Annotated in this window: 18 protein-coding genes; all 18 read right to left on the reverse strand. The window is 55.8% G+C overall.

The window, feature by feature from the left end:
* Positions 1-64: 64 nt before the first annotated feature.
* The 18 genes from AC6IY8_RS11500 to AC6IY8_RS11585 all read right to left on the reverse strand — a co-directional run bounded on the left by AC6IY8_RS11500 (position 65) and on the right by AC6IY8_RS11585 (position 21,393).
* Positions 65-1,909, reverse strand: coding sequence for a hypothetical protein (locus AC6IY8_RS11500; protein ID WP_497774612.1), 1,845 nt, complete (start codon positions 1,907-1,909; stop codon positions 65-67).
* Positions 1,910-2,243: 334 nt separating this feature from the next.
* Complete coding sequence (locus tag AC6IY8_RS11505) at positions 2,244-3,932, reverse strand: hypothetical protein (protein WP_497774614.1); 1,689 nt, start codon at positions 3,930-3,932, stop codon at positions 2,244-2,246.
* Between the two features lie 91 nt (positions 3,933-4,023).
* Positions 4,024-5,031 carry a phosphate ABC transporter substrate-binding protein PstS gene (pstS, locus tag AC6IY8_RS11510; protein ID WP_497774616.1) on the reverse strand — a complete coding sequence of 336 codons (1,008 nt, stop codon included), beginning with the start codon at positions 5,029-5,031 and terminating at the stop codon, positions 4,024-4,026.
* 117 nt (positions 5,032-5,148) lie between these two features.
* Positions 5,149-5,853 carry a phosphate signaling complex PhoU family protein gene (locus AC6IY8_RS11515; protein ID WP_497774617.1) on the reverse strand — a complete coding sequence of 235 codons (705 nt, stop codon included), beginning with the start codon at positions 5,851-5,853 and terminating at the stop codon, positions 5,149-5,151.
* A 142-nt stretch (positions 5,854-5,995) separates the two neighbouring features.
* Positions 5,996-7,726 carry a sensor histidine kinase gene (locus AC6IY8_RS11520; RefSeq protein WP_497774619.1) on the reverse strand — a complete coding sequence of 577 codons (1,731 nt, stop codon included), beginning with the start codon at positions 7,724-7,726 and terminating at the stop codon, positions 5,996-5,998.
* Positions 7,723-8,415: a winged helix-turn-helix domain-containing protein gene (locus AC6IY8_RS11525; RefSeq protein WP_497778626.1), complete on the reverse strand. Its 693-nt coding sequence runs from the start codon at positions 8,413-8,415 to the stop codon at positions 7,723-7,725. Before AC6IY8_RS11525 ends, AC6IY8_RS11520 begins: the two co-directional genes overlap by 4 nt.
* Before the next feature lie 153 nt (positions 8,416-8,568).
* Entirely contained in the window at positions 8,569-8,877 is a 309-nt protein-coding gene (locus tag AC6IY8_RS11530) for a cytochrome C oxidase subunit IV family protein (protein ID WP_497774620.1), read from the reverse strand.
* 10 nt (positions 8,878-8,887) lie between these two features.
* Entirely contained in the window at positions 8,888-9,583 is a 696-nt protein-coding gene (locus tag AC6IY8_RS11535; RefSeq protein ID WP_497774621.1) for a cytochrome c oxidase subunit 3, read from the reverse strand.
* Positions 9,549-11,192 (reverse strand): cytochrome c oxidase subunit I, encoded by a 1,644-nt coding sequence (gene ctaD / locus AC6IY8_RS11540; RefSeq protein ID WP_497774622.1) that lies wholly within the window; start codon positions 11,190-11,192, stop codon positions 9,549-9,551. The genes AC6IY8_RS11535 and ctaD overlap by 35 nt, the downstream gene beginning before the upstream one ends.
* 10 nt (positions 11,193-11,202) lie before the next feature.
* Entirely contained in the window at positions 11,203-12,273 is a 1,071-nt protein-coding gene (gene coxB / locus AC6IY8_RS11545) for a cytochrome c oxidase subunit II (RefSeq protein WP_497774623.1), read from the reverse strand.
* 6 nt (positions 12,274-12,279) lie between these two features.
* Positions 12,280-13,104, reverse strand: a complete 825-nt coding sequence (locus tag AC6IY8_RS11550) for an SCO family protein (protein ID WP_497774624.1) — start codon at positions 13,102-13,104, stop codon at positions 12,280-12,282.
* A gap of 64 nt (positions 13,105-13,168) precedes the next feature.
* Positions 13,169-13,735 carry a hypothetical protein gene (locus tag AC6IY8_RS11555; protein ID WP_497774625.1) on the reverse strand — a complete coding sequence of 189 codons (567 nt, stop codon included), beginning with the start codon at positions 13,733-13,735 and terminating at the stop codon, positions 13,169-13,171.
* Positions 13,725-14,945 (reverse strand): hypothetical protein, encoded by a 1,221-nt coding sequence (locus tag AC6IY8_RS11560; protein ID WP_497774626.1) that lies wholly within the window; start codon positions 14,943-14,945, stop codon positions 13,725-13,727. The genes AC6IY8_RS11555 and AC6IY8_RS11560 overlap by 11 nt, the downstream gene beginning before the upstream one ends.
* A gap of 1 nt (position 14,946) precedes the next feature.
* Positions 14,947-15,600, reverse strand: coding sequence for a c-type cytochrome (locus tag AC6IY8_RS11565; RefSeq protein ID WP_497774627.1), 654 nt, complete (start codon positions 15,598-15,600; stop codon positions 14,947-14,949).
* 2 nt (positions 15,601-15,602) lie between these two features.
* Positions 15,603-16,133, reverse strand: coding sequence for a DUF3341 domain-containing protein (locus AC6IY8_RS11570; RefSeq protein WP_497774628.1), 531 nt, complete (start codon positions 16,131-16,133; stop codon positions 15,603-15,605).
* On the reverse strand, positions 16,126-17,538 hold the full coding sequence (nrfD, locus tag AC6IY8_RS11575; protein WP_497774629.1) for an NrfD/PsrC family molybdoenzyme membrane anchor subunit: 1,413 nt from the start codon (positions 17,536-17,538) through the stop codon (positions 16,126-16,128). Before nrfD ends, AC6IY8_RS11570 begins: the two co-directional genes overlap by 8 nt.
* 6 nt (positions 17,539-17,544) lie before the next feature.
* A complete protein-coding gene (locus AC6IY8_RS11580; protein ID WP_497774630.1) occupies positions 17,545-20,565 on the reverse strand; it encodes a TAT-variant-translocated molybdopterin oxidoreductase in 3,021 nt (1,006 codons plus the stop codon).
* A gap of 69 nt (positions 20,566-20,634) precedes the next feature.
* Positions 20,635-21,393, reverse strand: coding sequence for a cytochrome c3 family protein (locus AC6IY8_RS11585; protein ID WP_497774631.1), 759 nt, complete (start codon positions 21,391-21,393; stop codon positions 20,635-20,637).
* Between the last annotated feature and the right edge of the window lie 237 nt (positions 21,394-21,630).

Here is a 21,630-nt window from a genome sequence, read left to right on the forward strand (position 1 = left end):
CTAAATGCCCACGCTGGCCAGATCGTTCCGGCAGCCATCGTTTCCGAGGGCTGCCGCCTTAGGGTTACGGGAAGATGTAACGCATGGTCGTGAAGACCGTGGTGTCGTTTCCGCGAGGCGCTCCGCCTACGCCAGCCCAGGTTCTGCGGCTGATGTAGTCGATTTCAGCGCCGTAGCGCAGCGTGCCCACGGGTCCCTTGTAAAGGTCATAGTACCCATAGAGCTTGGCGTTCCACAGGTTCTTGTTGTTGCCCGTGCAAGCCGGAAGAGTTCCGCCAGCCTGTGCAGCGGTTTCAAAGAAGCAGCCAGTGTTGACGGCCGTCGGAGATCCGTAACCGGCAACCGAGAGCGCCCCGGTCGCAGTGTTAGCCACGGCATAGGTGGTCTTGTTGTAGTATTCGTTGCCAAATATCGCGTCGATCTCAACCTTCTTCGTCGGGTGAGTCTCGAATCCACCCAATACGCTCCAGCTCATGATTGGCTGCATGTCGTTATCCCCACCGCGGAATCCCGTCGGATTCGAACGAACGACAACGTCAAACTGACCGGAGTCCTCATAACGGCTGATGCCCTTTCCCCAGAGTCCCTGGAGAATGAAGTCAACCTTCTTGGGGAGGACAGGGATTACGGCACCGGCGCCAGCGCCGTAGCCGAGAGCAGTGTTGTTGAAACCTGCAGTGGTGGCGGTCGGAACTACACGATCGCGGAAGATGCGGGCCAAGCCCTTGATTTCATAGTGCCCGAGCTTCGTGTTGTCATAGGCAATCTTGGCAACGACGTCAGGCGACAGATTCAGCGAATAGAGAGGAGTCTGGGCGCAGGTTACGACCAGCGTGGTGGCGTTCTGGGTGCAGGAGGTTACAACCGTGTTGCCATAAAGGCCAACGCCAGGCTGAGCCAGTCCAGCAACAGCAGCCGTCGCACCAGAGTTCAACACGGAAGGATTCGCCAGTCCAACAGCGACGGAAAAGTCTTTCGCAACAGTCTTCGACACGCGGAATTCAGCGAAGCGACCCCAGTCATAACCTACCGAGTACTGGGCTTCAATGATATTCGGGATCCAAAGATTGGCGTTGTCAGCATCGGTTCCCTTGCGGTTCAGGGTGATCAGGTTCCACATCTGACCGCCGGTGATCGTCCAGCCGTTCGCGAACTTCGCACGGCCCCAGGCTTGACGCATACGCGGGGTGTAGCTCGAGGTCTGGTTCACGTTCGCCGTGGTGCTGGTTCCGAAGAAGTCCATTTCGAAGTAACCAGTCAGCTTGGTGGTTCCGGCGTCGGCATCAGCGCGCAGGATGATGCGGGAGTCGCGAGCAGTGAAGCCAAATTCGTTGAGCTTGGAGTTCGGCTGGTTGGCCAAAGGAATTCCGTTGAACGGAGTCGCCTGGTCCGAGATGGTGGCCTTCTGACGATAGATTCCCGTCATTTCGATGAAGCCACCCGGGGTGATACGAACACCCTTGTAGGCAATGCTGTTCGGATGCTCAAGCTCGGCGACGCGCTTTTCTTCCTTCTGCACGGTCACGTTGGTGGTGTTCAGCGCCGTCTTCACGTCTGATAGATCGGAGCTCACCTTCTGTACCTGAAGATTGCTGTTGTTCTCAACAGCGGCGATTTTGGCATCGGCCTGCTGTGCAGTCTGCGTAGTGGTGGTCAACTGCTGCTGCGTCTGCTGCAGCTGCTGTTGTGTCTGCTGCAGTTGCTGCTGCATTTGCTGCATGGCGGCCTGCTGCTGATCGACCGTCTCTTTTAACTGGCGGAGCTTCTCGGCCGTCTCATCTCTCTTCACAGGTTTTGCGGCGTGATGCTTGGTGCTCTTTTTGGCTGGCTGACTGTCTGATGGCGCAGGCGCCGCCAAGCACATTGCGGATAGCGCAACCACCGCCACCACTTTTTGAAAGTTCCTCATGTCTCGACGCTCCAAAGTTCAACTCCCCGCATTTATCCCGCCCAGAGATTGGTGCTGGGATGCGAGTAAAGGTGTGGAAACAACAAGCCCAGAGAAGGCAAGACTCTGGACAGAATAAAGCTGAATGATTCTAGAGTAATCTGCTTACGTACGAAAGCATAAAGTTAAAACTTTACGTTTTCCCGTATCCTTCTTGCCAACAAGTTAAGGTGATACCCCGTTGAAAGTGTTTTTACCTGAATGTTGCTGAATCTCGCAAGTAAAAAGTTCTTGTAAAGAAAGAGTGCGGATGGAGGCTCCATCCGCACAGTCAGGATTCAGCTATGTGGGGTAACTATGGGATGTAATAGCGGAATGAGCTCATAACCATGTTCTCATTCGCTTTCGGGCTTCCACCGATCCCCTGCCATGTGTTCTTGTGGGTGTAGGAATACTGCATTCCATAACGAAGCTGACCGAATCCACCCTTGTAAAAGTTGTACCAGAAGCCGGTAGCGCCTTGTGCAAGGTCTTTCATATTGGCGCTGCACGAGAAGCCCGATTCTACGGCGCACTTGCTGTTATTCACCGCCGGGTTTCCATAGCCATCGGCGCCCGTGTAGTTACGGCCAAGGTACTCGTTGCCTGCATACAGGTACACATCTAGCTTCGATGTCGCATGTCCTTCGAAACCTGCGAGCAGTTGCAGATTCTGAACAGTCGAGAGGCTTCCGTCGGGACGAACAACAACGTCAACATTGGACGAGTCGCCGAAACGCGCTACGCCACGTCCTGCCAATCCCTGTGCTACAAAATCAATCTTCTTCGGCAGGATGGGAATGATTGCTGCGGCACCAATACCGCCTCCCACCTTTGTGTTATTCGAACCGCCGACAACGCGGTCACGGAAGATGCGACCCACGGCTTTGATTTCGTAATGGCCATAGCCCGGATCAAACGCTACTTTCGCGATCATGTCTGGTGCAAGGTTGGTCGAGTAAGTCGCCGAGTTCCCGAGCGATCCCGTGCCAGTACCGCCCAGAACGACGTTTGCTGGAATGATTCCACCGGACAACGTGGCGGGATTCTCAACTGAGAAAGCCACGGTGGTCTTGTCACCGGCAAACGACTTCGCAAGACGAGCGGTCATCAGGCGCGCATAGGTGAAGCCAACGACGTACTGGCCATCAATCGTTGCCGGAGTCCACTCGCCACGCGGTTCGATTCCCTTTTTGTTGAGGGTCAGCAAACTCCAGGTCTGTCCGGCGGTCAGGCTCCATCCTTTCGCTGCTACCTGCCCGAACAACTGGCGCTGACGCGGCGTAAAACTCGAGCTTTGATTTTCGTTGGCGGTCGGTGCCGCGCCGAGGAAGTCGAGTTCGTAGTAGCCCGTCAACTTCACAGATCCGGCCTTACCCTCGGCGAGCAATGAGAGGCGCGACTGACGTGCGGTGCCACGAAATTCCGTGAGATGCGAACGCGTGTCGCCATTGAACGGAATGCCGTTATAGGAACTGATGATGTCGTTGTTCTCCGCGTGCTGACGCCATAAGGTTTCGGCGGCGATAAAGCCTCCCGGAGTGATGGCGATGTTCTTATAGTAAAGCTGCTTTGGCGCTTCAAGATCTACAACGCGCTTCTGCGTGTCCTGAACAGCAATCACCGTGTTCGTAGTGGTGGACTTTAGATCCGCAATGTCGGACCTCACGGACTCAACTTTCGTGCTTGTGTCGCCGACTTGCGCCTGCACAGCGGTGGCCTTTTCTTCCGCTGCAGCGGCATTCTTCTGAGCCTCGCTGACCGCCTGCTGAGTCTGCTGGTCGCGCGCCGCCATCTGCTGCTTCAGAGCTTCTAGTTCGGCTTGCTGAGCCTTGATCATTTCCTTCAACTGCTCAACGTCTTCTGCCGATGCAGCCGCGTCCGACTTCCTCGCTGCGTGATGTTTCTTGTTCTTCGGAGAGGCGGGATCGCCGTCGCTTGGCGGCTGAGCAACACAGATTCCGGTGAGAAGAAACAACACAACTAACTTCTGGATCGTCTTCATTTCGTCCTAATCCTCTGCTTACGAATTGGAATTCAGGTGAGCAGGCAGGGATCGGGCGTCGAGTTTGAAACTCACGCCCGTCCGGCCAGGTTTAGTGGATTGTGTTGATCGTGGTCTGAAGCTTTTTGACGACTTCTTTGGGAAGTGGCGCGTAGCTGAGCGCACTTACCTGGGTTTCGCCGTCCTTCAGCATCCAGTTCAGGAAGTCGCGAAGAACGCGCCCCTTGGCTGCATCGCGCGACTGCTGGGGAACAAGAAGCCAGGTGAAGCTTGCGATGGGATACGAGTTCTTGCCATCGGCGTTGGTGATGGAAACGCGGTAATCAGCGGGCATGTTCCCAGCAGCAGCCGCAGCAGCGGCGGTCGTGGAATCAAGCGACGCCTTCACGAAGTTTCCGCTCCTGTTACGCACCGAGCCGTAGCTGATGTTGTTCTGCACCGCGTAGATCAATTCAACGTAACCGATTCCGCCTTCGACCTGACGAATCATTCCGGCGACGCCTTCATTACCTTTGCCACCGAGTCCGACCGGCCACTTGACGCTGGTTCCCTTACCTACAGATGAATTCCACTCGGGGCTTACCTTCGAGAGATAGTCGGTGAAGATGTAAGTCGTTCCAGATCCATCTGAGCGATGGACGACTACGATCGCCTGGTTCGGAAACCGGACGCCGGGATTTGCTTTGGCGATTGCCGCGTCGCTCCAGTTATTGATCTTGCCCATGAAGATGCCAGCGAGAATTTCGGACGTAAACTTCAGTTCCTGCTTTACTCCGGGAATGTTGTAGGCGGGCACAACGGCGCCGAGTACCGTAGGAATGTGCAGGACCTTGCCCTTATACTGCGAGATCTGCTCATCGGTCATTGGACCGTCGGAAGCGCCGAAATCGACGGTTCCCGCAAGCAGTTGCTTGATGCCAGCGCCCGAACCGAGCGACTGATAATTGATCTGGACGCCAGAATGCGCTGCAGAGTATTGCGTGAACCACTTCTGATATATCGGATTGGGGAATGTGGCGCCCGCTCCGTTCAACGACTGCGCCGAAGCGGTGACACACAGCAGCAGCGCGCAGAACATCAGGTTCAGAGTACGAGTCACAGATAGCTCCTTCTCGAGTTTCTGAAGGTAAGTATCCGCTTCGCACCATTACTGCATCGTTAAGCTGAAATGAATTTCTGGTTACATGGAACCCGATCGATCGAATCTGCCTGTGCTCTACAGCTTGCTCTTCATGTGATCCAGAAATAGCTGCTCGACGGGACGATCGTAGGATCGCAGGACATGGCGAACTGTTCGGCCGCTGACGAGATGGCAGACTTCTTCTGCCATATTCTTCACATGATCTCCGGCGCGCTCAATCTCCTGCGCCATGAAGAGCACGTGAAAACTGTCCAGGCGCCGCTGCCCCTCGAGTGGGTCGAGGTGGCGGAAGGTTATGACATTTCGCAACCGGTCAATCTCGGCATCGGAACGCAGGACACTTACTGCCTTGTCGAGTGACTGAGTTCGGAAAGCAATTTCAACATCGCCAAGCATCCGTTCGAGCTTCGAGCTCATAACCATGAGGTCGCGCAAGTCGTCATGATCCATCTGCGAGGCGATAGCTTCGGCACGGTTCACGAAACTCAACAGCAGGTCGCCGATGCGCTCGAGCGAAATACCGAATTTCATGCACGCAAGCAGTGTCTTCGCTTCAGTCTCGGCGACTCTCGTAATGGTTGAAGTCACCAAGTCATCGATGTCTCGATCAAGCGAATCCAGTTCCCGCTCTCGGTCGCGCACTTCGGCATAACGTTCTTTTGCTGACTTGGCAATGCCTTCCGCGGCGGCAAAGGCAGCACTATGCGCCACGCGAAAAGCATCGAGTGTGAGTTCGATGAGATGAGACCCGGAACTGGCTTCGATTTTCGGCTCGCCCATTACAAATGCTCCCGACAAGCGAATTGCAAGCAGAATCAGCACCCATCGCTGTCGCCGCACCGCAGCTTGCGTTAAGCAAACTTACGGCACTTGCTTTGGAAACACGTGAGCGCCGCATAAATATCTCATAAATTCTGCCAAGCTAGTCAGGGATCGTGCGAGCTTCGGGAAGCGAAAACACGAAGGTGCTTCCGTGGTTCAGTTCGCTCTCGGCGGTGATCGTTCCGCCATGCGCGAGAATAATATGCTTGGCAATCGCGAGACCTAGCCCTGTTCCTCCGCTCTCGCGCGAGCGTGCCTTATCTACGCGATAGAATCGCTCGAACAGACGTGACAGGTGCTCGCTTGCAATCCCCGGACCGAAGTCTCTCACATAGAACTGGACAAAGCCCTCGATATCATGCGCTCCGATGAGAATGCGTTCTCCCTGCGCGGCATATTTGCAGGCATTGTCGATCAGGTTTGAGAAAACCTGAAAGATGACATCTCGATCCGCTGAAACCATCTTCAGCGCCTCATTCACAACATCGAGTCGCATTCCCGAGTCCACGCGGTGATCCTTGAAATAGTCGGATGCGTCGCGCAGTAGTTCACAAGCCGACACGGGACGCAGTTGCAGCTTCATGTCGCCAGACTCGACGCGAGTCAGGATCAACAAGTCCTCTGTGAGCCGCGCCATGCGCGAAGCGTTTTTGCGAATGATCTCCAGGAAATCTCGCTGAACATCGGGAGACACAACTCCATCCAGAAGTGTCTCTGCGTACCCCTGGATCGATGTGAGAGGAGTACGCAATTCGTGCGAAACGTTGGCCACGAAGTCGCGCCGTGTTTTCTCCAATCGCTCAGAATCCGTGAGATCATGCAGCACGGCCACGAGTCCGCCAGAAGACATTGGAGCAACAGTCGCTCCAAAGACGCGCCCCGGGACGAAGCTCTTCACCTGTACGGTTACGAGTTTGCGCCCCTGCACCGCCTCCTGAATTGAGGCAAGGAAGTTGGGGTCCCGCACGGTCTGCACTACAGGTTGACCAAGTCGTACACCGGTTGGCGTCAGCATCTCCATGCGCCGGTTCGCCCATTGTGCACGGCCGTCTGCAGAGATTGCGATCACCGCTTCCTGCATGCTGTTAAGCACGGTTTCAAGCTCGCTGCGGCTATCCTCCACTTCCTTGAAACTGGCCTGGAGCTTGCGAGCAGTGATGTCCAATGCTTGCGCGACGCGTCCGATTTCGTCGTTCTGGTACTCCGACAAGCGCGCAGAGAAATCTCCTTCAGCGATTCTTCCCGAAAATGCGAGGATGCGCTCCAGTCGTTGGCTCACGCTTTTCGAAGCCCAGGCCGCGAGAAGGATGGAAATACAACACGCCAGCGTGGAGGCAAAAATCAATGAGCGCCACACGACTTTGTTCGTGTCCTCAATCGCGCGGAGTGGAACGGCAAGTCTGACCGCTCCGCCGGGAATTGGCTGAGCGATGTACAAAAGATCGACACCCAATGTATGACTGCGCCGTGTATCCTCGCCAATTCTCCCGGCCAGAGCTGCCTGAAACTCCGGGCGCCGCGCATGGTTTTCCATCGCGTCTGGATTGGCATCGCTGTCGGCCATTACTTGTCCACGACTGTCGATGACAGTGGCACGAGCACCCGCTGCCTCAGCTACTTCTTTTGCTATCTTCTCCAGATCGGCGCCCGCAGTTCGCGCCGCATCGATGCGCGTGGCGAACATCGCGGTCTTCTGTCGCAGGTTCGTCTGTATCTGTTGTCGTAAGGAGTCTTCCCAGGAATGAGTGATGGATACATCCACGATCAACGTGGCGGCGGCGATCACGAGGCCGAAAACTAAAACCAGCTTGACGAAAATACGATTCTTCACTTCGAAGCCTCAAATCGGTAACCAGCGCCCCGCACCGTTCGCAAATGATGCGGCTCCTCCGGATCCTTCTCGATTTTCTCCCGGATGCGCCGAACATAGACATCCACCGACCGTGGCGTCACGTAGGCGGTGTCGCGCCACACGGCATCGAGCAGTTGGTCGCGCGTGAATACCCGCCCAGGATGTCGCGCCATGTATTCCAGCAACCGAAACTCCGTCGCTGTAGTCGCCACCTGCTTGCCTCGAACCGTGAGTGTCATGGCTCCGCTATCGATCTCGATATCACCTGTTGTGATGATCTCCGGCGCCGAGGGGCGCTCGAACCGACGCAACACCGCCTTGACTCTTGCAACCAGTTCTCGTGGACTGAAAGGCTTTCCAACGTAATCATCGGCCCCAAGTTCCAGGCCTAGTACTCGATCACTTTCGCTCGTCTTGGCGGTCAGGAAAATCACAGGCGTCGTGGAGATCGCTGAGTCCTGACGGATGCGCCGACAGAGCTCGAATCCATCTCCGCCCGGGATCATGATATCCAGGAGAAATAGTGTAGGCTTTTCTCGTTCCGCTTCCTGAATCACGTTTGCGGCGCTTGCAAACATACGTGTATTGAAACCGGCGGCCTCAAGATGATGCTTGATCAACCGGGCTATATCCGCTTCATCCTCGACCACAAACACAATAGGCTTCATCGCGTTCATTGTATTCAGCTGAAGACGTGGCGGGAACTCCCGAACGCTGCTTTTCACCTTCCTTTAACAATTGATTCCACATTTGAACAGTTCACGCCGGGAGGATGAAAGGGGAGAGCAGTCGCTCTCCCCCTCGGAAACAGCACTTGTCACTCAGCGAAATGGATTGATGTACGAACTCCAGCCGCGAGTGAGGTAGTCGGAAAGTGTGAGCGTCGCCAGGATCAACAGGAAGAAGACGGCCGACACCACCGCTACTTTCGTCAGTGCGGTGGAGTAGCGCAACTCCATGAAGAACAGCAGCACGAGTAGCGCTTTGATCGTAGCGATTGTGAGCGCCACAATGGCATTGAATGGCCCAAGTTCGAGCGTAGCCACAAATACCGTAACCCCGGTAAGCACCAGCAGCGCGGCCCAAACCATGACGAATGTCTTTACGGTAGGGTGTGCATGTTCTGTCATTTCTTCTCTCCTACCCGTTGTGCTGATGGCTGATCAAATAGAGCAGCGGGAAAAGGTAAATCCAGATTAAGTCCACAAAGTGCCAGTACAAACCCACCATTTCCACCGGCGAGTTGTACTCGGGACTAAAACGCCCCTTGGTGTTCGCGATCAGCAACCACGTCAGCAGCCCTGCTCCGATCACCATGTGGAATGCGTGCATCCCGGTCATGGCAAAGTAAAGCGAGAAGAAGATCGACACATGCCGCGGGTCGTAATTCCCCTCATGTTCGAAGTGGAAGTTGGCTCCAGGCACCTCGTGATGCACCCAGTGTCCGTGGTACTCCACCGCCTTGATGCCGAGGAAAGTCATTCCCAGCACTAGCGTGAGTATCAGGAAGATGGTGGTCATCTTGCGGCTGCCGATTTTCGCCGAATGCACGGCCATCACCATCGTCAACGACGAGCAGATGAGCACTGCCGTGTTGATAGCGCCAAGCGTGATCTCCATCGTCTGGCTGCCGGCAACCCAGGCGTTGTAATACGAGAGTCGGTAGATCAGGTACGCGGCAAACATGCCGCCGAAAAACATAATCTCCGTAACAAGGAACAGCCACATGCCAAACGTGGACGTGGCTTTCTGCTGGTCCAGGTCGGCAAAGTGATGCCTTAGATTGTGTACTTCGGTCGGGCTATCCGGCAATTTCAACCCCCTTGTTGCGCGCATCGATCTCGTCGTAGTTGTAGGCTTCCCAAGTCACGACCGGAGTCTCATCGAAGTTAAACGTTGGCGGCGGCGAAGCAGTCATCCACTCCAGGCCGGCCGCGCGATAAGGATTCGGCCCTGCGTCTTTACCGTATTGCAAGCTCCACACGAAATAAATCATGGGCATGATGAAGCCTACTGCCAGAATCGACGCGCCAGCCGTGGAAAGTACATTCAATACCTGGAACTCGGCAGGATACGCGTGATAGCGCCGAGGCATTCCCATGTAGCCGAGCAGGAACTGCGGGAAGAAAGTCAGGTTGAATCCGACAAACACCAGCACAGCACTGAGTTTCGCGAACGCCTCCGGATACATCTTGCCCGTGATCTTAGGCCACCAGAAGTGCAAGCCTCCCATGAATGCCGTCACCATGCCGCCAACCATGACGTAATGGAAGTGAGCGACGACGAAGTATGTGTCGGTCACATGCAGGTCCAGTCCGACTGAAGCGAGGAACACGCCGGTAAGGCCGCCGATCGTGAACAGTCCGATGAAGGCAAACATGTACAGCATCGGAGTCTGGAAGGTAATCGATCCCTTGTAAAGTGTCGCCGTCCAGTTAAACACCTTCACTGCAGAAGGAATGGCCACGAAGAAGCTCAGCAGTGAAAAGATAAGCGCCGCATACGTTGAAATGCCCGCGACGAACATGTGGTGTGCCCACACCAGGAATCCGAGCACGGCGATCGCAATCGACGACATTGCAATGAAGTCGTATCCAAATACGCGCTTGCGCGAGAAACAAGCTATGACTTCGCTGACCACGCCCATGCCCGGCAGAATCATGATGTACACAGCGGGATGCGAGTAGAACCAGAACAGGTGCTGGAATAGCAGCGGATCACCACCGAGTCTCGCGTCGAAGATACCGATGTGGAAGACACGTTCCAGCGCGACAAGCACCAAGGTAATCGCCAGAACCGGCGTTCCCAAAACCATGATGACCGAGGCAGCGTAGTTAGCCCAGATAAACAGCGGCAACCTGCGCCAGGTAAGCCCCGGCGCGCGCATGCGGTGAACGGTCACAATGATGTTCAGTCCGGTGAAGATGGAGGAGAAGCCGGTGATGAACACTCCGAGTGCCGCTGTCACTACATTCGTATTTGAGAATGTAGTAGAGAAAGGCGTATAGAACGTCCAGCCCGTATCAACGCCGCCCGTGATCACGGCGTAGAGAATGAACGCAGCTCCGGTAATGAAGATGTACCAGCTCGCCAGGTTCAGCCTCGGAAAAGCGAGATCCTTGGCGCCCACCATCATTGGCACGAGGAAGTTCCCAAGCACCGCTGGAATCGACGGGATCAGGAACAGGAAGATCATGACCACGCCGTGCATGGTGAACAGCTTGTTATAGGTATCTGCCAGAACCAGGTCGCCTGCAGGCGTCAGCAACTCCAGGCGAATCAGCATCGCAAAGAAGCTGCCCACAAAGAAGAATGCCGTAATCGAAATCAGATACAGCAGCGCAATCCGCTTGTGGTCAGTCGTCAGCAGCCACGACTTGATTCCGAAATCTGCGTTCAGATAATTCGTCGCTTTTGGTTCTGCAGGAAGTTTAACGGTCTCCATGATTCACCCTTTACTGCTTTGCGCCCGGATTAGCCGGTTCTGCTTTGGTTGCTGGAGCTGCGGTCTGATCGCTCTTCTGCACCGTGCCCTCGTTCTTCGGAGCCACCGGATATACTCCCGAATTCGGCTCGCTCACGGGCAGGGGCAGGTTTGCCGAACCATTGCCGAGTGCCTTGATATATGCCACCAGCCCAATCACTTCTTCTTCGCTGAGTTGTCCCTGGAATGTCGGCATGATGTTCTTGAATCCGCTTGCAATCTTTGATCCAGGGTTCAGAATCGATTCACGCACGTAGCTTTCATCGGCTGTTACCGATCGTCCATCATCCAGCAGCACCGGCTTGCCAAATACTCCAATTAGATTCGGCCCACGCCCGGCGGCATCTGCGCGATGACACATGGAACAGCCATACTGCTGAAAGCTCTTCTCACCAGCGGAAGCCAGAGATCCATCTACTCCGCTTGCTGCCCAGCGGTCGTAATCAGCCGGTTCCATCACGATGACTTCGCCAATCATTCCTGAATGCTGAGTGCCGCAGTACTCAGCGCAGAACAAGTGATAGCGCCCCGGTTCAGTCGCATGGAACCAGGTCGAGGTGTAACGTCCCGGCAATACATCAGCTTTGATGCGGAAGGCAGGTACGAAGAAGTCGTGGATCACGTCCTGCGAAGTCATGATCATGCGCACATCGCGGCCAGATGGGACGTGCAGTTGATTGATCTCGCGCTGCCCTTCTGTGTGCTGGAACTTCCACATCCACTGCTTGCCGACCGCATAGACTTCCATCGCGCCTTTCGGCGGACGCGTCTGCATGAAGAAGATGACGGACGACCACACGAAGATGATCATCACGATGCCGAGCGGAATCCCCGTCCAGAGCAGTTCCAGCGCGGTGGACCCATGAATCTGTGTTGCCTCGGGGCTGCGGTCCTTTCGGTAACGCACAGCAAAGTACAGGATCAAGCCCGAGATTAAAATCGTGAAGAAGGCCGTAATCGCCACCAGGGCGAAATACAGTGCGTCAACGTGTCCGGCCATTGAGCTAGCGCGCGCCGGAAATAGTGGCAAATTTGACCACATATCGATTTATGCCCGTCCTGTTCCGATTCCTTGATCGTGCTTCTCTTTGCGAAACAGCAGTACAAGACAACTACCCAGCACAACTACAGTCGTGATGCCACCCAGGCGAACAATGTTCGTGATGGTCGCGCCATAGTGACCCGTGCGGGGATCGTAGTGATAGCAGTACAGCAACACCTGATCGGCCAGTGACCCGATTTTGTTCTGAGAAGCTTCGACAATCCCGAGCCGCATGTCTTTCGCCGAGTATTCGACACCGTAGTAATACTGTGCGATCTTTCCTGTCGGCGTGATCAGCATGATGCCCGCGGCATGCGCAAATTGATTGAGCTTCGCATCATAGTGGTAGCGGAAACCGACCGCATTGGCCAGTTCTGAAATCTGCTGCTGCTCGCCGGTAAGGAAATGCCAACCTTTTCCCGCCGCCGGATTGCCCAACCGCTTGAGATACATCTGCTTCTTATTAGCCGCGAGCTGAGGCTTTTCGCGAGGATCAATGCTGACGGTAACGACTTCGAACTCTTGGCCCGGTACAAATTTCATTACTTTCAAGGCTGACGTAAGGCCGTTCAAAACCTCGGTACACAGCATGGGGCACTCGTAGTACACGAGGTTCAGGATCACAGGGCGCCCCTCGTGAAAATAGTCGCCCAGCTTCACCGTGTTCCCCTGCTCATCTTTGAACTGAAGATTCAACGGCACCTGCTCGTTCAAGCGTTGATCGATACTCACGCCTTCCAAACCAGGAGGTGCAACGGTTTTCGTTTCAGGCGGAGTAAAGTACTGTGCGATCGCCGTAGCCGACATCGCCACCGTCATAGCCAAACTCAACGCCAATCTTCGAATTGTGTTATGACCCAACATGATTCCCGTCCTATTTCGCTGCCAAATCAACTCACTTACCGCGCTGCGGCACCTCTGAGTTCAAATTCATCTGGTAGTCCTGTTGTGGAGCTTCTGTGATCGGAGGCTTCGAGTATTGTCTTCCCACGCCGGGATAGTCCGGCAAAGGTGCAGTGCTTCCCTGCCTTACCGGCAGTTTTGTCGCAACCTCTTTCATTGCCTGATCGATAGGCATGTGTGCGCTGCCCTGTGCGTCCTGGTACGCCTGCGCATTCAGCGCGGCATTTTCAGCCAACAGCAAACGCGCCATGTCCACTGTCTCATCTGCCTGCAGACGTGGCTCCGGGAATCGCATCACATTGACGTTTGCAGTGTTGGTCATAATGCCTGACCGCGGAGCCACCGCTTTCGGAGCCAAGGGGCTCATCTCCGGATCGTGCTTCTCCGCAACCTTCGTCATTCCGATGTACATGCCAAGTACACCAAGGTGAATGGCAACAGCGAAAATCGCCAGCACGAGGAAGAAGATCAGAATGCCTCGTGCATTCATGTCACTCTTGTCGTAATCAACGCTCGGATTGCGATCCGCGCCGCCAAAATGCCCGTGATTAGTGGCCATGGTTCTGCTCCCAAAGGCGCGGCAACATCGGCTCGGTGACCACCAGCAACGGTCTTCTTCCGTACTCACGGAAGAACAGCCCAAGCCACATGCCCACGAGTGCGACAGGCGCCGCCAGATAAGTCCAGTGATACGTGAGATGGTGCGATTCCGGAGTGCTTCCCGGGAACGGATTTGGAGCTACCAGCCAGTACAGGTCCACATAGCGCATCACCAGCACGATAAGCGCAACCGGTACCAGCTTGCGCGCGTCACGTTTCAAGTCGCGCGACAGCAGCAACGTGAACGGCAATGCAAACTGCAGGAAAACCAGCATTAGCGCGACGATTTGCCATCCACCGTGAATGCGGTCGAGATACCAGGTGATTTCTTCCGGGAGATTACCGGCCCAGATGATGAGCCACTGCGAGAAGCTGAAGTAAGCCCAGACCATCGTGAATGCAAGCATCAGCTTTCCGTAATCGTGGAGTTTATCTGGCCGAAGAATTTCGGTGAACGGCTCCACAGTGCGCATCGAGCACAGGATGACGGTCATCAGCGCCATCACCGAAAGCATTTCGCTGATCATGAAAAACATGCCGAAGATCGTCGAATACCAGCTCGGGTCAAGCGACATAACCCAGTCCGTGCATGCCAACGTGATCGTCAGCCCATACACGAGAATCCCCGGTGCGGACCAGCCCTTCAACCCTTGCCACACTCGCGGCGAATCATCTACGTCCTGCCGGAAGGAGCCTTTGCGTAGCATCCATCCCCAAAGATTCCAAAGAGCGAAATAGATTACAGCGCGCAGCGTCCAGAAATGATCGTTTAGATAAAGAGCCTTTGCCGCGACCTCTCTGTGGGTTGAAACATATGCCGGATCGAGCCAGACATAGAGACTGTATCGTCCCAACCAGATAGGTATAAACAGAACCGTTAGCAGCGGAATGTTGGACACAGCCGCTTCCATCACTCGGCGGCCCAGCATCCACCAGTTGCCACCTGTCAGGTGCCCGAGCATAAGAAGCGCCAGCGAACCCAGCGAGAAGCCGAGTATCAGCATGTAGCCGATCAGGTATCCGCGATAGAACTGCGCGCTTGAAATGAACGCTCCGGCGATCGCGGCGAGAGCACCTACTGCTCCGATCGCCAACCAGCGAGTCGAGAGCGCTCGAGCCGTGGACGGAGCTTCAAATCGATAGGAAGCGGGATAGGTTGTCGTACTCATACTATTTCGCCTCCGGACGATCAGTCCCTGCCACACTGCCGGGTTTGGTCACGGTTCGCGGCGAGATCACCTGCTTCTCTTCCGCTACTTCGGTCTTCACCGGATGCGCGAGTTGCAGCGCGCGAATGTAGGCCGCAATGCGCCAGCGATCGGCGACTGGGACCTGCGCCGAATAATCTCCCATTGCACCCCAGCCATTCGTCATGACGTTGAAGAAATGTCCAATCGGAGCCTTCATCAGGCGCGGCTCGTAGTACGAAGGAGGATTCTTCAATCCGCGCAGCGCGATCATTCCATTGCCGTCGCCCAGTTGCGAATGGCACGGCGAGCAAAAGATATTGAACCGCTCGCGGCCGCGCGCCAGATCCTTCTCCGTCATCGGAAATGGCAATTGGTCGGCTTCCTGTCCGTTCACCTTGCCGGTGTAGAGCAATGGATCGTCCTCCAATTGTCCGCGTGCAATCGTCCCTTCGACTGGCGCGCGGGCCGAGCGCATATCCGGATAGAACGTGTTCTCTCGCAGCGGAATAAACTTGGGCTGGTTATGCATGTCCTCTCTGCACGATGCCAGCAGCATCATTGCCGCTGCCACCACCGCCAGCGCCATCTTTCCGGCGAACTTTCCAATCCTGCGATTCATGAGTTCGTATGCCATAGTTAGTCGGCGACCTCCGCAACATCGAGTGCTTCCGTCGCCTGCAGGAATCGCGTTGTCTCGCTCAAATCAAATTTCGGATCTGCTGCCTCGATACACAGAAAGAAACGATCGCGGCTTGCCGACGAGAAACGCGGATGATTAAAGATCGGATGATACGGTTGAGGCAGTCCGTTCAGCGTAAGCATGCCGACCACGGCAGAAATGCCCGCGAACAAGATTGTCATCTCGAAGGTGATAATCACAAACGAAGGCCACGAATTCAGCGGACGCCCACCCACGTTTGTTGGATACGCCCATACGTGCACCCAGTATTGCAGCAGGAATCCGCTCAACCCGCCCAGGATTCCGCCAACCAGTGTCACCAGAGGCACACGCGTCTTCTCGAATCCGATTGCGTCCGCAATCTCCTCCACGGGAAATGGTGTGTAAGCATCCATGCGCCGATAACCGGCGGCATAAGCCCTTTTGCAGGCGGCCAGCAAGCCATCCGCATTTTCGAACTCAGCCACCACACCGTGCAACTCAGTCATGAGCGGCTACCTCCTCGCTGAGTTTCGCTTCCGGCAACAGCATGCGCATTTCAAAGATCGTGATCATCGGCATCAGCCTTACGAACAGGAACATCGCACAGAAGAACAATCCCAATGTGCCCGCGAATACCGCGTAGTCCCAGCGTGTGGCCACGTAGCTGCCCCACGAAGACGGCAGGAAGTCGCGATGCAAACTGGTCACAACGATGACGAACCGTTCCAGCCACATGCCCAACAAAACCACCAACGACGTCAGGAACAGCAGCGGCGGATTCAGTCTCACCTTGCGAATCCAGAGCACTTGCGGGATGAGAATGTTGAAGAGGATCAGACACCAGTACGACCACGCCATCGGTCCCAGCACACGGTTCTTGAACATGAACTGTTCGTAGACGTTCCCCGAGTAAAAGGCGTAGAACGCTTCCATCGTGTAGCCGTAGGCCACAATCAGTCCGGTGCCCAACATCACCTTGGCAGCATTATCAAGATGGCGCAGGGTCATCATGTCCTGCACACCGTAGAAGCGGCGAATCGGAATCGCCAGCACCAGCACCATGGCAAAGCCGGAGTAGATCGCGCCCGCGACGAAGTAAGGCGGGAAGACCGTCGTATGCCAGCCCGGCAGAATTGAAATTGCGAAGTCGAAGGACACCACCGTGTGCACCGAGAGCACCAGCGGAGTAGCCAGTCCGGCAAGCAATATGTAAGCGCTCTCGTACCGCTTCCAGTGGCGCGCCGACCCGCGCCATCCCATTGCGAGCAACCCGTAGATTGCTTTAGCCACAGGATTCGTCGCCGTATCGCGGAACGTCGCCAGATCGGGAATCAAGCCGACGAACCAGAAAAGCGCCGAGATCGTCGCGTACGTCGAAACTGCAAAAACGTCCCATAGCAGCGGGCTGCGGAATTGCGGCCATATGCTCATCGTGTTGGGATACGGAAATAGCCAGTATGCCAACCAAGGACGACCGGTGTGGATCAGCGGGAAGATGCCGGCGCATGCCACGGCAAAAAGCGTCATCGCTTCGGCAAAGCGATTGATCGAGTTGCGCCATCCCTGCTTTAGCAGCAGCAGAATCGCAGAGATCAACGTACCCGCGTGGCCGATACCGACCCACCACACAAAGTTCACGATGGCGAATCCCCAGCCCACCGGGATGTTGATACCCCAGATGCCGACGCCTCGATAGAACAGGTAGGCGGCGGCAAACATCAGCAAGTTCAGCAGGCCAAAGAAGATCGCGAAGCCTCCCAGCCAGCCCAACGTGACCGGCCGCCGCAACACGATCGAGACGATCTTGTCCGTAATCGTTTCCAGCGTGTGGCCGGGCGTAAGCACGGGGGCCTGCCCGGGCAGCAGCCGTTCGAGTGTCGTGGAAGCCTTGGTCTCCGGAGATTGTTCCATGATCCTTTACGACTCCAACTCAGGGTTCGAGTTCCGCACCGCTGCCAGGTAAGTGGTACGCGGGCGCGTGTTGAGTTCTTCTAGCAATCCGTAATTCCGCTGCAGTCCCTTCAGCTTTGAAACCCGGCTGTTCGGGTCATTCAAGTCGCCAAAGACGATTGCATCAGCCGGGCAAGCCTGCTGGCACGCGGTCATCACCTCGCCGTCGCGAACCTTGCGGTTCTGCTCTTCGGCGTCGATTCTGGCATGCGTGATTCGCTGTACGCAGTACGTGCACTTTTCCATCACGCCGCGGCTTCGTACGCTCACCTCAGGATTACGCTGGAACTTCAGCTGTGGCGTATCGAAATCCTGGAACAGCAGGAAATTGAAACGTCGCACCTTGTACGGGCAGTTATTGGAGCAGTAGCGCGTGCCCACGCAGCGGTTGTACACCATGTCATTCAGGCCTTCCGACGAGTGCACCGTAGCCGTCACCGGGCACACGACCTCGCATGGAGCGTTTTCACACTGCATGCATGGCACCGGCTGGAAGTAGGTGTTCGGGTCCTCAGGCGAGCCCTCATGGTAGTTATCGATGCGCAGCCAGTTCATATGGCGGCCACGTTTTACCTGGTCTTTGCCAACTACGGCGATGTTGTTCTCAGCCTGGCAGGCGACGGTGCAGGTCTTGCATCCGACACAGGCATTCAAGTCAATCGCCATGCCCCACTTGTGTTCCTTGTACTCATAAGGCTGATACATGGTCAGCCCTGGCGCAGGTGCTTCTACCATCTCGTGTGCAAACCCCGGCGTCTTGATGAACTCTTCGAGCGTCGCCGCACGCACAATGGCGCGCCCCGCCATGTTCTGGAAGCCTTGCGGCGAAGCCAATCCATAATGCCCGCCCGTAGCGGTCATTTTTACTCCGCCGGCATTCCAGAGTGCGTTGGACGAACGCAGTTGGTACGCGCTGAAACCCACGCCAGAGCCGACCCGCCCGGCTTTCTCGCGTCCATAGCCGAGAGTCACCGTGATCGCATCATCCGGGTGTCCTGGCGTCAGCCAGACAGCGGCTTTCACCTTGCGCCCATTTAGCTCCAGCTCGACTTCATCTTCGCTCTTCAGGTTCAGCTTCTTCGCCGTCGGTACGCTCACCATCACAGGATTGTCCCAGCAGACCTGCGTCATTGGCTTTGGCGTTTCCTGCAACCATCCGTTGTTGGCGAAGCGTCCGTCGTACACCGTTGGGTCGCGGCGAAAAATGATTTCCAGTCCGTTCGTAGGCGTTGCCATCGCAGGCAGCGCCGCGGCTTTTGCCGCAACCGTCTTGGGAGCCAATGCCGAGTTGGCAACGAATCCGTCGTGCAGCGAGCGCTCCCACCACATCTTGTAATCGGCGCCCGCGTGCTGCGATTGCCAATAACGCTGCACTATGTCGTAACTCGAGGCCTCGTTCTCGTTGGTCAGGAACTCGATCAGCTCGCTTTCGCTGTGTCCGCCGTAAAGCGGCGCAATCAGTGGCTGAACGAAGCTCACCGTTCCATCGAACGACCGCGTGTCACCCCAGTGTTCCAGGTAGTGCGAGGCGTTCAGGTGCCAATGGCAATACTTCGCCGTTTCATCCTGATACAGTCCAAGATGAATTCGTAGTGGAACATGGTTCATCGCGTCATAAAATCCAATGTCCGGCGGCGCGTCATAGAGCGGATTGGTATTGAGCACCACCAGCATATCTACTTTGCCGCTGTGCATCTCGCCTGCAAGCTGACGAAGCTGATCCACCTTCGATACATTCGCAAACGGATCGATAGGATCGATGTAGCTCACCGTTTTGCCCGCGGCACCCAAAGCGCCATTGATCGCATGCGCCAGCGCGTGAACCGCAGGAGGCTGTGCATCCCCTGCAACGACTAGCACTGCACCACGATTCGCTTGCAGGTCCTTCAGCAGCGCCTCGGCAAACTTCTTCTGATTGTCCTTGAACCCGCCACCTGCCTGGGCCACACCCAGCGCTGACGCCAGCGCTCGCGCAAACACTTCAACTTCGCTCGCCTTCAGATGCAGCCTGTGATCCGCCTTCGCTGCCGTGTTTGTAGGCGCGCTCTCGACGGCATAGAAGCGCAGCATCTCTTCTTTCAGCTCAGGACGGCGGCGCGTCGAGAATTCTCTCGTGTACTTATGGAATCCAGGGAAGCCCGATGACAGGAAATCCGCATCGAGCGAGAGGACAACTTTGGCCTTCGAAAAGTCGTAAACTGCCTCGACTGGCTGACCAAAGGCAAGCTGTGCACCCGCATAAACATTATCGCGATTGACGGCCTCCCACTGGTACCACTTGGCTTGCGGGTAGACCTTTAGGAAATTCTGCATCTGTGCGATGAACGAAGGCGACGAGGTCGCTCCACTCAGCACGCGCAGTCCCGCTCCTTGGCTCTTCTTATGCGCATCGATCGGTCCGCGCAAGCTCGAGAGCACGTCAGGCCACGCACGCGACTCACCCAGGTACGTGTTGACCTGCGACCGGTCGGGGTCATACAGATTCAGCACGCTCGCCTGATTGAATACGTCGGTCCCGCCGAGAGACGACGGATGCTGCGGATTGCCTTCGATTTTTGTCGGGCGTCCCTCATGGCTCTCCACCAGCAGGCCAGTGCCGTAAACACCCAACGGCATCGCGGTCGCATAGAACAAAGGCTTGCCAAGCAGAACATTGTTGGGCTGCCGCACGTAAGGAACGATTGGCTCAAGAGGCTGCTTCGTGCAGGCGCTCAACCCAGCGAGTGCCAGCGAAGCCCCCATGATCTTCATGAAGTCGCGGCGCGAGCTCTTATCGCTCCACTCCGAGGCATGCTTGGGAAACTCGCGGTGCAGCATCTCCTCGAACTCAGGAGTCTGCGCCAATTCGTCCAGAGTGCGCCAGTACTGGGGTCCGCGCGCTTCGCTCAGCTTCTCGCGAACTTCACTCAGCTCCAGCTTATTTTTCTTGCTCGGACACACATCCCCGATTCCAGTGTTCTCGACCTTATCCATTCGCTTTGATTCCACTCGTCAGAGTCTCTGCTAATGCTGCTGCGACCAAATGCGAAAAACGGCATTGCTGGCGTAATATGACGCTCATCGGTGGCACGTGTTGCAACTCGTGATGTCACGCGGTGAGCGCACGTTATTCGCCTTCACCAGATGCGTTCCAAGCCCATCTGGCCCGGTCTGACTGGTGAACCTCTTGTATGTATTGCCTTCCTGAATCGTCACCGGATGCGATGGCGAAGGCTCTTCATAAGCCATATTGAAAATCTGATCGCCCATCGTCGAAGGATCCTTAGGATCCGGCTTCACATAGTGCGGACGTAGATTCTTCTCCGGCGCGCGATGGCAATTGATACACCACTCCATCTGCAGAGAAGCCTGGTTGTACATCAGGTTCATCTTGTCCACGCGCCCGTGACACGAGTTGCACCCGACACCCTTGTTCACGTGAATGCTGTGATCGAAATACGCGAAGTCTGGCAGATCATGCGTGCGCGTCCAGCTCAGGCTGCGACCGCTGCGATAGCTTTCGCGCACCGGCTCCAGCATGGGCGCTGCCGTCCATATCTGCGAATGGCAGTTCATGCACGTCTTCGTCGGCGGAATGCCGGCATACCCCGACACTTCAACCGAAGTGTGGCAGTAGCGGCAATCGATGCCTAGCCCGGCGACGTGGTGCTGATGTGGAAACGGAACCGGCTGCGGACGCGCCACGCCTGCATAGGTGAAATAAGGAGAGCGCTGCAATTGCAACGCTGCCCACAAAAGACCTACCACCAGCACCAGTCCGCCGATGATAGAGGCCTTAGCTATCGAATTCGCACTGCGATGAAAGATCTGCGCCATGTATGGGAGTTTTCCGTTGCGTAGCTATCTGTTCGCTCGAATTTCGGAATGAGAAGCGACATTTCAAAAACTGCGCCGAATCCGTCTGAATCCTCGTAAAGCCGTTCCTGCCCTTATTGCCAATGTGATGCATTAACCATTGTTCTGTGAGGCACATCACGAGAACTAGGGATTATAGCAGGAGCCCCGAAGTCACTGTCTCGTCCGGTGTGAAAATTTCCCCGGATTGCCCAGCAG

It is taken from the genome of Koromonas soli (assembly GCF_059726265.1).

What these genes read in the sequence shown, in the direction of transcription:
- AC6IY8_RS11500 (WP_497774612.1), bottom strand. Translation starts at nt 1,909, where the DNA reads ATGAGGAACTTTCAAAAAGTGGTGGCGGTGGTTGCGCTATCCGCAATG.
- AC6IY8_RS11505 (WP_497774614.1), bottom strand. Translation starts at nt 3,932, where the DNA reads ATGAAGACGATCCAGAAGTTAGTTGTGTTGTTTCTTCTCACCGGAATC.
- AC6IY8_RS11515 (WP_497774617.1), bottom strand. Translation starts at nt 5,853, where the DNA reads ATGGGCGAGCCGAAAATCGAAGCCAGTTCCGGGTCTCATCTCATCGAA.
- AC6IY8_RS11525 (WP_497778626.1), bottom strand. Translation starts at nt 8,415, where the DNA reads ATGAAGCCTATTGTGTTTGTGGTCGAGGATGAAGCGGATATAGCCCGG.
- AC6IY8_RS11530 (WP_497774620.1), bottom strand. Translation starts at nt 8,877, where the DNA reads ATGACAGAACATGCACACCCTACCGTAAAGACATTCGTCATGGTTTGG.
- AC6IY8_RS11535 (WP_497774621.1), bottom strand. Translation starts at nt 9,583, where the DNA reads ATGCGCGCAACAAGGGGGTTGAAATTGCCGGATAGCCCGACCGAAGTA.
- ctaD (WP_497774622.1), bottom strand. Translation starts at nt 11,192, where the DNA reads ATGGAGACCGTTAAACTTCCTGCAGAACCAAAAGCGACGAATTATCTG.
- coxB (WP_497774623.1), bottom strand. Translation starts at nt 12,273, where the DNA reads ATGTGGTCAAATTTGCCACTATTTCCGGCGCGCGCTAGCTCAATGGCC.
- AC6IY8_RS11555 (WP_497774625.1), bottom strand. Translation starts at nt 13,735, where the DNA reads ATGGCCACTAATCACGGGCATTTTGGCGGCGCGGATCGCAATCCGAGC.
- AC6IY8_RS11560 (WP_497774626.1), bottom strand. Translation starts at nt 14,945, where the DNA reads ATGAGTACGACAACCTATCCCGCTTCCTATCGATTTGAAGCTCCGTCC.
- AC6IY8_RS11565 (WP_497774627.1), bottom strand. Translation starts at nt 15,600, where the DNA reads ATGGCATACGAACTCATGAATCGCAGGATTGGAAAGTTCGCCGGAAAG.
- AC6IY8_RS11570 (WP_497774628.1), bottom strand. Translation starts at nt 16,133, where the DNA reads ATGACTGAGTTGCACGGTGTGGTGGCTGAGTTCGAAAATGCGGATGGC.
- nrfD (WP_497774629.1), bottom strand. Translation starts at nt 17,538, where the DNA reads ATGGAACAATCTCCGGAGACCAAGGCTTCCACGACACTCGAACGGCTG.
- AC6IY8_RS11585 (WP_497774631.1), bottom strand. Translation starts at nt 21,393, where the DNA reads ATGGCGCAGATCTTTCATCGCAGTGCGAATTCGATAGCTAAGGCCTCT.